This window comes from Intrasporangium sp. (assembly GCF_035688975.1).
Lineage (GTDB): Bacteria > Actinomycetota > Actinomycetes > Actinomycetales > Dermatophilaceae > CALMNV01.
Window position 1 is genome coordinate 19226 of record NZ_DASSMH010000124.1, and the last position, 10531, is coordinate 29756.

A 10531-nucleotide genomic window follows, 5' to 3' on the forward strand; every position below is an offset into this window, starting at 1 on the left:
GGACAATGCGACGGTGACGACCGCACGGATGCCGAGGACGCGGGACGCGGGGCTGACCGCGGGCGAGGTCGCCGACCGGGTCACCAGGGGGGCGGTCAACGTGGTCGGCGAGCGGACGTCGCGCTCGCTCGGTGAGATCTTCCGGGCCAACGTCCTGACCCGCTTCAACGCCATCCTCGGCGCGCTCTTCGTCCTCGTGATGGTGACCGGCTCGGTCGCGGACGGGCTCTTCGGGATCGTCCTCGTCGTCAACTCCGGCATCGGCATCGCGCAGGAGTACCTCGCCAAGCGCAAGCTCGACCGGCTTGCCCTGCTCAACGCGCCGACGACCCGGGTGGTGCGCGACGGGGCGCTGGTCGTCGTGCCCACCACGGAGGTCGTGCTCGACGACCTCATCGAGCTGCGCACCGGCGACCAGGTGCCCGCCGACGGGACCCTGCTGTCCTCGGCCGGCCTGGAGCTCAACGAGGCCAACCTCACCGGCGAGTCGGACCCGGTCGCGCACCCGGCCGGTGACGAGATCCGCTCCGGCACGAGCGTCGTCGCCGGCGCGGGGCGCTTCTGCGCCGAGGCGGTCGGGGCCGACGCCTACGTCAACCGGATCGCCGCCGAGGCGCGCAAGTTCACCCGGACCCACTCGGAGATCCAGTCGTCGGTCAACACCCTGCTGCGCTACATCACGTGGATCATCGCCGGCGCCCTGCCGCTGCAGATCTGGTCCCAGTGGCAGACGGCCGGGTACCAGGGCTGGCAGTCGGTCGTCATCCGCTCCGCCGCGGGCGTCGTCGGCCTCGTCCCCGAGGGACTCGTGCTGCTCACCTCACTCGCCTTCCTCCTCTCCGCGGTCCAGCTCACGCGGCGGCACGTGCTCGTCCAGCAGCTGCCCGCGGTCGAGGGCCTGGCCCGCGTCGACGTCGTCTGCCTCGACAAGACGGGCACCCTCACGGTCGGCGACATCGCCTTCGAGCGGGTGGAACCCCTCGGGCGGCGGCAGGTCGCCCAGGTCCACGAGGCGCTGGGCGCCCTCGCCGACGACCCCAACGCCAACGGCACCCTCACCGCGGTCGGCACCTCGCTGCCGGCTCCGACTGGCTGGGCGCGCACCGCGGGCGTGCCGTTCACCTCGCACCGCAAGTGGAGCTCCGGCACCTTCGCCGGCCGCGGGACATGGCTGCTCGGCGCTCCCGACGTCCTGCTGGCCGACGGCGACCCGGCACGCGCGCGGGCCGCCGAGCTCGCCGCCAGCGGGCGGCGCGTGCTGCTCCTCGCGACGTGCGCCGAGACCCTGCAGTCGCCGACCCTGCCCCGGTCCCTGGAGCCAGCCGCGCTCGTCACCCTCGTCGAGCAGGTCCGGCCGGACGCCCGCGAGACGCTGCGCTTCTTCGCCGAGCAGGACGTCGCCATCAAGATCTTCTCGGGCGACAACCCGAGGACCGTGGCGGCCGTGGCCCGGGAGGTGGGGCTCGACGTCGGCCGGCCGGTCGATGCCCGGGAGCTCGACGGTGACCTGGACTCGCTCCGGGCCGCCCTGTCGACCGGCACGGTCTTCGGCCGGGTGACCCCCGAGCAGAAGCGCGCCTTCGTGCGTGCCCTGCAGGCCGACGGCCGCGTCGTCGCGATGACCGGAGACGGCGTCAACGACGCCCTCGCGCTCAAGGACGCAGACATCGGCGTGGCCATGGGCAACGGAGCCCAGGCGACGAAGGCGGTGGCCGAGCTCGTGCTCCTCGACGGCCGGTTCTCCCACCTGCCCGACGTCCTCGCCGAGGGTCGGCGGGTCATCGGCAACGTCGAGCGCGTCGCCAACCTCTTCCTCGCCAAGAACGCCATGAGCCTCGTCGCCATCGTCACGGCCGCGCTGGTGGCCCTGCCGTTTCCCTTCCTCCCCCGCCACCTGACGCTCGTCTCCACCCTGACGATCGGCATCCCGGCCTTCATCCTCGCGCTCGGGCCCAACACCCGCCGCTACCAGCCCGGCTTCCTGCGCCGCATCCTGCGCTTCGCGGTCCCCTCAGGGGTCGTCGCGGGCCTGGCCGTCATCGCCTCCTACGTGCTCACGGGCAGCCGGCACGGTGTCGGCCGGGCCGACTTCGCCACCCGGTGCGGCGTCGTCACCGGCACCAACCCGGTCACGGACACGGCCTGCTGGCAGCCGGGCACCGGCGCGACGATCACCCTGCTCGTCGTCTTCTTCTGGATCCTGTCGGTCCTGTCGCGTCCGCTGCGGCTGTGGAAGGCCGCCCTCATCGCGGCCATGATGGCCCTCGCGACGCTCGCCTTCGTCCTCCCCGTCGCCCGGCGCTTCTTCACCTTCGACGCTCCCGCCGACCTGGTGTGGCAGTCTCTCGGCCTCGGCCTCCTCGGCGGCGTCGTCGTCGAGCTGATCCACCGGCTCCCCGCCTCCCGGTTGTCTGGGGGGTGAGGTGCTGCCATGACGCTAGCTAGCCCCGCAGATATCTGGGGGGCACCGGGCGCAGCCACGGCTGACGGCCGGGCCCGCCGACCGCTCGCGAGCACACGGACGACCATTGGTCCGCCGGCTCGGCGCTCCCCAGCACGGGACCGCCGCGAAACGCCGACCAATGGTCGTCCGGGTGCACATCCCCTCCGTCACCGCGGCTGGACGATCACCGACCTCGCGGACGCGGCACCGTTGCCCACGGCGTTGGTGGCCACGACCTGGAAGCGGTACCGGCCGGCGGGCAGGGTGAACGACAGGCTCCGCGCCGCGGCACCGGCCACCTGGACGATCGGCGAGCCGACCACGGTCACCCCGTCGGCGGCCATGAGCAGGGCCGACACGCGGTAGCTGAGGATCGCCGAGCCCCCGGTGGACGTGGGCGCCGTCCAGTTGGCGACCGCCGTCAGCGTGCCGCCCACTGCGCCTTGGGTCGGTGTGCCGATCACGGGCGCGCCGGGCACGGTGGCCGGGGTCACGGCGTTGGACGGCAGCGAGAACGCACCGAGCCCCACGGCGTTCACGGCGCGCACCCTGAAGGTGTATGCCGTGCCGTTCGTCAGGCCCGTGATCGTCGTGCTCGTCGCCGTGCCCGTCCGGCTGTCGGTGCGCACGACCGTGGTGCCCCTGCGCACCTCGATCCGGTAGCCCGTGATCGCCGAACCCCCGTTGCTGCCAGCCTTCCACGACAGCGGGGCCGAGGCGTTGCCCCGGACAGCGGTGACGCCCGTGGGCGCCGCGGGGACCGTCGGTGCCGGGGTCACTGCGTTGGACGGGAGCGAGAAGGGGCCGAGCCCCGACGCGTTCACGGCGCGCACGCGGAAGGTGTATGCCGTGCCGTTCGTCAGGCCCGTGATGGTCGTGCTCGTCGCCGTGCCCGAGCGGCTGTCGGTGCGCACGACCGTAGTGCCCCTGCGCACCTCGATCCGGTAGCCCGTGATCGCCGAGCCCCCGCTGCTTCCGGCGGTCCACGACACCGCGGCCGAGCCGTTGCCCCCGACGGCGGTGACGGCGGTGGGCGCGGCGGGGACCGCCCCGCCCGGGGTCACCGGTGCCGACGGCGCCGATAGGTCACCGGGGCCGGCGCGGTTGAACGCCTGGACGGCGAAGGTGTATGCCGTGCCGTTCGTCAGCCCGGTGATGGTCATGGTCGTCGCGGTGCCGAAGCTGCTCTCGAGGCGCACGGCGTCGGGGCCGACCATGACCTGGATCTGGTAGCCGACGATGGGCGACCCCCCGTCGTCGGGGGCGGTCCAGGACAGCTGGACCGACCCGTTCCCCGGCACTCCGACGACGCCCGACGGCGCCGCGGGCAGCCCGAAGGGGACCACCTCGTTGGAGGCCGCGGACAGCGCTCCGCCGCCGAAGGCGTTCAGGGCCCGGACCGCGAAGGTGTAGGCCTGGCCGATGGTCAGCCCGCTGACGACCTCGCTCGTCGCCTGCCCCGACAGGCCGGTGATGGTGCGCACGACCGAGCCGCCCGAGGAGACCACGACCTCGTACGACGTGACCGCCGGGCCGCCGTTGGGCGCGGGTGCGCTCCACTCGACGGTGGCGGAGGAGGCGCCGGCCACCGCGGTGCCGATCGTCGGCGCGTCGGGCGTCCGCACCTGGATCGTCTGGTCCGAGAACTGCACGGCCTCGATGTTGCGCAGCGTGTCCGTGCCGTCGCTGACCTTCTGGCCCACCACGTCGGGCCCGGTCTGGGTCACCGTCAGCGCGTCGCCGCTGGTCGACAACGTGTAGTTGGACCGGGGGCCGGCGAAGACCGCCGTGTCGACGCCGGTGTCGCCCGCGGGGGCGTCCTTGATCTCCCGGACGATGACGAGGTTGCCCGGGTCGACCGACCCGTCGAACACCGCCTGTTGCAGCGTCTTGGGGTTGCCGGCCTGGAAGGGCCGCTCCATCAGGTCGGTGGAGCCGATCTCCGTGGCGGGGTCCGCCGGGTTCGTGCGGACGCTGATCCGGACGGTGAGCGACCGGTCGCCGTCGATGATGTCGTTGCCGCCCCGACCGGTGATTGTGTCGCTGCCGCCGCCGCCGAGGAGGATGTTGCCCTCTCCCCAGATCGGCCCCGAGAGCGGGCAGGCGCCCGGCGCGGAGTTGGCGACGACCGGGTCCAGCGCCCCGGTGAGCGGTGGCAGCAACGCTGCGAGCCCGCTGATCCGGTCCACGCCCGCCTGGTCGAGCACGTCGCAGCCGGTGAAGCCCGCGCCGCCGACCTGGCTGGGCACGGCATCGTCACCACGGATGACGTCGTTGAACGCCGAGCCGGAGTCGGCCTCGGTCTCCTGCCAGCGGTCGCGGTTGACGACCACCGGCAGCGGCACCCCGATCAGGTTGTTGTTGATCGCCATGTCGTCGTCGGCCCCGACGGTGTCGTACTGGTGGATGGCCCAGTCGAACCCTCCCGCCCCGGCGTTGCGGTCGATGGCCGCGTTCTGCGCCATGATGTCGTCGCCGCCCTCCGCGTCGTAGTCGTTCTCGCCGACCTGGCCGATGAAGACGTCGTTGCCCGGCGCCGTCTGCCCGGGGTCGTCGAAGAAGGGCGCCCCGAAGTCGCCGACGAGCAGGTCCTGCCCCGACCCGCCCTGGATCCAGTCGTCGCCGCCGTCGCCCTGACCGAGGTCGGCGCCCTGCCCGGCGATGATGAAGTCGTTGCCCGGGCCCCCGAACGTCTCGTTGTCGTTGGCGCCGCCGTTGGTGAAGTCGCTGCCGTCGCCGCCGAGGATGATGTCGTTGTCCGGGCCGGCGTCGAGCGCATCGTTGCCCGGGCCGCCCTTGAGCACATCGGCCCCGGACAGGTCGGTGATGATGTCGTTGCCCGCGCCGCCGAGCGCCACGTCGTCCCCGCCGTTGCCCTCGATGATGTCGTTGCCCTGGTCGCCCCAGAACGTGTCGTTGTCGCTGCCACCCCAAATCCGGTCGACGCCGGCAGTGCCGTTGTAGACGCCCTGACCGTTGATGCCGGGGGGGTCGATGGCGTTGACGGAGCGGTACTGGATCGTCCCGTCGGGCTTGCGCAGGAGGAGTTTGGACTCGTCGCACTTGCCCGTCGTCGACGGGTCGTCGGCCACGGTGGAGCCGAACTGGGTGTAGCCGGCGGGCGTGCCGGCGAGGTTGGCGAGCTGGAAGCGGCAGTCCGCCGTCGCGAAGGCGTCCGCCTTGAGGGAGTTGGTCCCGTCGGTGTTGCGCCCGATGAGCTCGGCGAAGGAGTTGCCCTCGAGCTGGGCGAGCAGGTTGAGGCCCCGGGTGCGGGCCAGGTAGTAGAGCCGGTCGCCGTCCTGCAGGCTCTCCAGCTGGTTCTGGAAGACGTAGTTGAACGTGCTCCCGAGCAGCCCGCCGAAGAGGTTCGTCTTCTCGGCGAGCCCGCCCACCCAGAGGTCCACCTTGTCCACGCCCGTGCTCGTGGGGGCGCCCGGAGCCGTCGCCCACGCGCCGGCGCCGAAGAGGAAGTCGGCCGCGTCCGCCGGGATGAGCGCGGGGTCGGTGGCGGGCGCCGCCGACGGGTCGACGATCGCCTTGGCCGCCGCCCGCTTGGCCGCCACGGTCGTCGCCTCCGTGATCGTGGGGTGCTGACCGTATGCCGCGACGAAGTTGATGAGCGACTCGGGATGCTTGATGTTCTGGCCGAAGTCGGCCCAGCTGCCGTAGGGCGCGAGCTGGCCGTCGTTCGTGGCGGCGTGGAGCTGCCGGCGCACCGCGTTGAGCGTCGGCACCCCGGCCTCGCGAGCCCTCGTCAGGTTGAGGGTGGCGAGGTCGAGGGGCAGGCCGAGGAGGTTGTTGCGCAGCGTCTCGTTGACGAACTCGTCGAGCTCGTTGCCGACCTGGTCGGAGGAGCCCATGATGATCGAGCCGGCGGCCTCCTCCGGCGTCAGCGTGCCGGACGGCCCACCGTTGAAGTACTCCGGTGGGTTGAGGAAGCCCTTGAGCAGCGGGATCGAGTTGTTCGACCCGTTGATGTTCACGCGCGCGACCTCGTCGTCGAGCATGGAGTGCCCGAAACGGTAGACGGCGTGGGCGAACTCCGCCTGGACGGCCCCGTTGATGTCGGGGCTGTAGACGTGGAAGGGCCGGATCGCCGGCTGGACCTTGCGAGCGAACTCCTCGAAGACGAGGTGCTGGTACTCCATCTCGTTGATGAACCGGGCGGCCTGGAAGAGGCGCTCCCCGTTCCAGCCGTCCGGGGTGCCGGCAGCGAGCTTCCACTGGGCCAGGGCGAGCACGCCCGCGGAGCTCGTGTCTCGGGTCAGCACGCCCTTGATGTCGTCGACGAGCCGGTCGTGCTCGGAGTGGAAGATCTGGTGGACGGCCGTCAGGGCGATGTTCTCGTTGACCCGCCCGTCGCCGGCGACGAAGTGGGCGTCGAGCATCTCGTCGTCGTAGGTGCCCGCCGGCTGGCGTGCGAAATCGGCGGAGGGCGTGTCGTCCGCGTCCGGGGCCGGTGCCACCGGTGGCGTGCCGGGGTTGTGGTCCGAGTCCTGGGGGCTCGGGTCGGCGTTGTGCGCGATGTCGGTGAGGAACGGGGTGTCGAAGTGCAGCACGTCCGCCGGCACGGGCACGGGGGACGCGAGGTTGCCCTCGACGAGCCCGTTCTTCGTCACGTACTGCGGCAACCCGCTGGGGCCGGGAATGAACTTGCCGTAGGGGTCCGTGGCGAGCATCGGCACGTTGGTGGCGTCAGCGTCCACCAGGCGCAGGCCGAGCAGCTCGGCGGCCTGCTTCTTGACGGAGGCCCACGTGGCCATCCCGGTCGTGCCGTCCGGCGACCCGGCATACGTCTGACCGGCCGGCAGGCCGCCCAGCAGCTTCCCGGTGGAGACCGGCCTACCGCTCGCGTTGAGGACGTACTCGCGCACGAAGACCTGGTGCGAGGCGTGCGAGGTGTAGGTCTGGCTCTGGTCGACCCACGGGCTGTCGGTGTTGGTGGCGTTCTGCACGTCGTCGGCGCTCTCGTCGACCGCCGTCGCCGGGTCGTCGCCGAGGATGCCGTCCCGTCCCGGCTGGTTCTGGGCGCGGGTCAGCACCATGAACCGCTGGTTCGGGGGCACCTCGTCGCCGGTCCCGGCCTTGCCGTCCGGGCCGAGCGTCACGAGCGGGTCGTCGTCGTGCAGCGGGACGAAGACGCTCGCCCCGCTCTTGACCGTCTGGTCGACGCCGTGGTCGAAGAACTGGCCGAAGAAGGTGAACCACGAGTTGTAGGGCGGGGAGAGCCCGACGTCGGTCGTCACGTTGGGGATGTCGAGCGTGTGGTGCGACGGGACGCACCCGGCGGGCGAGCCGTCGGTCGGCGGGACCGTCGTCGGGTCGGGGTCGGTCGTGCACGGGAACTTGCCCGTGGCGCCCTGGGTCCGCACCGGGAAGCCCGCCGCGGCCACCGCCGCCGGGTTCGTCGAGGTCTGGTCGACGATGAGGTTGCTGACCACCCTCGGCTCGGCGTCGAAGACGTTGCCCTTCTTCTGCGCATAGGAGGTGGACCCGGCCGGCCCGAAACCGGCCGGGACGGGGTCGGCCGGCTGGAACGTCGGTGTCGTGAGCCTGGGGAAGGGCTGGTCGGCCGCCGCGAAGGTCTCGCGTCCCGGGAAGAGGTTGTTGCAGGAGCCGTCGACCGTGCGCAGCCCGTATGCCGTCAAGCGGTCGGGGATCTGGTCCGGGCCTGAGCCCACGAGCGTCCCGCACGGGTTGGCCGCGGTCAGGGTCCTGGCGTGCGCCTCGGCGATCTTGATCTGCTTGAGGATGAACGCGAGGTCGGACGGCGTCACGGTGAAGCCGGACCCCACCGTGCCGGTGGCCGCCTGCGCGGGCGCGAGCGAGGCGGGGGACAGCAGCGCGAAGGGCAGCAGCAGCGCGGTGCCGGCAGCGACGCCGCGCCACCGCTCCGGTCGTGCGGGTCTCCAGTGGGCGGGCCCCCGGCGGCCACCGTGGCGCCGCGCGGTACGAGGTCGGGTGGTCGTGGTCTGCCAGCGGGAAAAGCTCATCGCATACCTGCCCTTGATCAGCCGGACCGGGCGGTCCACGTGGTCCGGCGGCCTTGTGGAAACCTTGCCGGCTACCTCACGTGCCCCTCCGGGGCGCAGGCGCAGACCTGGGAGGGACACCGCCTGGGCAGACCGCTGTGCGGCCGCCGGGGTCCCGCCACGACGAGGCCCGAGTGACGATGACCCCGGTCACGACGAGCCAGGGACACGCGTCGAGCACCGACACGCGTCACGCAGAAGATGCACCTCGTCATGCGGCCCCCCACATCGGCGCTACCCCCCGGCACGCCGTGTCCAGTATCTGGCCCGGCCGCGGGCGCGTCTCGCAAACGCAGTGATCTGCTCTCGGTGCCTGCGTCATCGCCTACGACGGCACAGCCCATCGCCGGCATCGCCAGCATCGCCGGCATGCGAATCTAGGCACATGGAACGCCTGCTGGGAATCGGTGGATACTTCATGCGGGCGACCGACCCGCAGGGCCTGAGCGCGTGGTATCGCGACTGCCTGGGTCTGGACGCCGATGAGAACGGCCTGTGGCGTCAGGAGGCCGGGCCAACGGTGTTCGCGACGTTCGAGTCCGAGACCGACTACTTCGGGTCCCGCGCCCAGCACACCATGCTCAACTTCCGGGTCCGCGATCTGGATGCGATGCTCGCCCAGCTGCGCTCGAAGGGGGCGGAGGTGACCGACGAGACGCAGGAGATGGAGGGTGTCGGCCGATTCGGCTGGGTCACCGACCCCGAGGGCAACCGGATTGAGCTGTGGCAGCCCGCCTGAGCGCGGCCTCCCAGTATGCGGGTGACGCCGCGCAGGAGGTCGTGAGCCTTCGGGCGCATCGGCGGCTGAGGGCGGCAACGAAGAAGGCGCCCGACTCTGGCGAGTTGGAGGCCTGACCCGTGCTGTTGCGTGGACGTTCCGTTTCGACGAGCGGCTACGTGTAGTGGAACCTGGCTTGGAGAATGACCAGGTCGTCGCCCTCCACGAGGTACACGAGCCGGTGTTCTTCCGTGATGCGCCGTGACCAGGTGCCGGCCATCATGTGGCGCAGGGGCTCCGGCTTGCCGATCCCAGAGGTGGGATCGCGAAGCGCATCTTCGATCAGACGGTTGATCCGTTTCAGGTTGGACCGGTCCGTGGTCAGCCAGAAGGTGTAGTCGTCCCAGGCATGCGGGGTGAATACGAGTCTCACTGAACGAGGTCGTGCTCTTCCCGCTCACCGGCGCGGGCCTGCTGCAGACTCTCCAGGAGGCGCTTGGCATTGGCTGGCACGCGCAGGAGGTGCGCAGTCTCCTCCAGCGCGTCGTAGTCAGCGCGAGAGAGCAGCACGGCATCCCCTCGGCGCGAGGTGATCTCGATCGGGATCCGATCCTCGTTGACCCTCTCGATCAAGGGAAACAGGTTCCTGCGCGCTTCGCTCGCGGTCACCGCCATGCGACTCCTCCAAAGTGGTACAAGAAATAGTACCACTTGGCTGTCGCGGAAGTGACGTCCAACCTCGCTCATCGGCATGTGGGTGAAAGTTCGCGCGCGGCGTCCGGGTGCTGCTTCCTCGCTTGCCGCCGAGGCGCCGGCAAGTCACCCTTCGGACTGGCTGTTCCGCGCTCCCGGAGCAGGGCCGCTCTGGCAGTCCACGTGGAAGTGATCCGCCGGATGGCGCCACGCGTGCGCGGCCATCGGTCGGCCGACCCTGCGCGCTCACGGTCTGCGGCATACGGCCGCTTCGATCTGGCTTGGCGGAGGTGCCGAGCCGAACGTCGTCCAGCGCATTCTGGGGCACGTTTCGGAGGCCACGACGATTGACCTCTACGGCCTGACCTGTGGTGATGCGCGGAGCCGCTTGTCGGAATCGAACCGACGACCTATTCATTACGAGCGCTTTGAGCCACCCATGCGCCTCCTCGCACCCAGCCGACTTGGAGTCCACCGGCGTCCATGAAAGACCCCTCCCATACGCCTCAATGGATGGTCAGTTGGATGTACAACGGCCAGGCCGTCATCGGCGGCACGAGGGATGCGGATCAGCCCGCGCGCCACTCGCGCCCTGCTGATGTCCAGCCCGTGTCGGATCAGGTCGAATGCGCCATCCGCGGCATG

Annotated in this window: 5 protein-coding genes and 1 pseudogene; 3 read left to right on the forward strand and 3 right to left on the reverse strand. The window is 71.1% G+C overall.

The window, feature by feature from the left end; all coding sequences use genetic code 11:
- Window positions 1-13: 13 nt before the first annotated feature.
- Window positions 14-2422, forward strand: a complete 2409-nt coding sequence (locus VFJ94_RS13225; protein ID WP_325004684.1) for an HAD-IC family P-type ATPase — start codon at window positions 14-16, stop codon at window positions 2420-2422.
- A 188-nt stretch (window positions 2423-2610) separates the two neighbouring features.
- On the opposite strand, the gene VFJ94_RS13230 is transcribed toward VFJ94_RS13225, so the two are convergent.
- A complete protein-coding gene (locus tag VFJ94_RS13230; RefSeq protein WP_325004685.1) occupies window positions 2611-8436 on the reverse strand; it encodes a fibronectin type III domain-containing protein in 5826 nt (1941 codons plus the stop codon).
- A gap of 424 nt (window positions 8437-8860) precedes the next feature.
- Here VFJ94_RS13230 and VFJ94_RS13235 point away from each other — a divergent pair, with 424 nt between their 5' ends.
- On the forward strand, window positions 8861-9214 hold the full coding sequence (locus tag VFJ94_RS13235; RefSeq protein WP_325004686.1) for a VOC family protein: 354 nt from the start codon (window positions 8861-8863) through the stop codon (window positions 9212-9214).
- A gap of 154 nt (window positions 9215-9368) precedes the next feature.
- Here the strand turns inward: VFJ94_RS13235 and VFJ94_RS13240 are convergent, their stop codons facing one another.
- Both VFJ94_RS13240 and VFJ94_RS13245 read right to left on the reverse strand, forming a co-directional pair.
- The gene (locus VFJ94_RS13240; RefSeq protein WP_325004687.1) at window positions 9369-9626 is read right to left on the reverse strand and encodes a Txe/YoeB family addiction module toxin; all 258 of its coding nucleotides are present in this window, start codon (window positions 9624-9626) and stop codon (window positions 9369-9371) included.
- Entirely contained in the window at window positions 9623-9868 is a 246-nt protein-coding gene (locus VFJ94_RS13245; protein ID WP_325004688.1) for a type II toxin-antitoxin system prevent-host-death family antitoxin, read from the reverse strand. Before VFJ94_RS13245 ends, VFJ94_RS13240 begins: the two co-directional genes overlap by 4 nt.
- A 232-nt stretch (window positions 9869-10100) precedes the next feature.
- Between VFJ94_RS13245 and VFJ94_RS16555 the strand changes: the two are divergent.
- Window positions 10101-10373 (forward strand): annotated as a pseudogene (locus VFJ94_RS16555) (tyrosine-type recombinase/integrase); the annotation flags it as partial.
- Window positions 10374-10531 lie beyond the last annotated feature (158 nt).

Excerpts from the sequence above, each read along its gene's own strand:
- VFJ94_RS13230 (WP_325004685.1), bottom strand. The coding sequence starts at position 8,436 with ATGAGCTTTTCCCGCTGGCAGACCACGACCACCCGACCTCGTACCGCG.
- VFJ94_RS13235 (WP_325004686.1), top strand. The coding sequence starts at position 8,861 with ATGGAACGCCTGCTGGGAATCGGTGGATACTTCATGCGGGCGACCGAC.
- VFJ94_RS13245 (WP_325004688.1), bottom strand. The coding sequence starts at position 9,868 with ATGGCGGTGACCGCGAGCGAAGCGCGCAGGAACCTGTTTCCCTTGATC.